Source organism: Halorubrum sp. SS7 (assembly GCF_005435055.1).
Lineage (GTDB): Archaea > Halobacteriota > Halobacteria > Halobacteriales > Haloferacaceae > Halorubrum > Halorubrum salinarum.
In genome coordinates, this window is record NZ_SGXV01000371.1 from 1 (window position 1) to 390 (window position 390).

The following is a 390-nucleotide window of genomic DNA, read 5'->3' on the forward strand; positions in this document are numbered from 1 at the left end:
GCCAGCACTTCCTGTTCAACGTCGGCCGAGCGACGACGTCCGCGATTCTCGGGACCCTCTTCGGCGCGCTCGGGAGCGTCGTGTTCGTTACCGCTGACCAACTAACACCGATCGCCGATCTCCTGCGGGGTGCTGTCGGTCTCGCGGTAGGAGGGTTCATTGTGGCGACCGGCGTTCGATATGTCATTGGCGGAAGCGGAGGCGATATTCGAATACCCGGCGTCCAGCGCGTTACGTCGTGGCTCGCAACGAGAGTTCACCGGCACGTCAACAGCCCGAGTATTGTCGGTCTCGGGGCCGTCCACGCGTTTCTTCCCTGCCCGATGCTGTATCCCGCGTATCTGTTCGCCTTCGCGAGCGGCTCTCCGACCACCGGTGGAATCGCTCTCG

1 protein-coding gene is annotated in these 390 nt (G+C 63.3%); it reads left to right on the forward strand.

The features are described 5' to 3' along the window. Window positions 1–390 (forward strand): sulfite exporter TauE/SafE family protein (locus EXE44_RS18440; protein WP_137718081.1); only part of this gene is annotated, 390 nt, incomplete at both ends.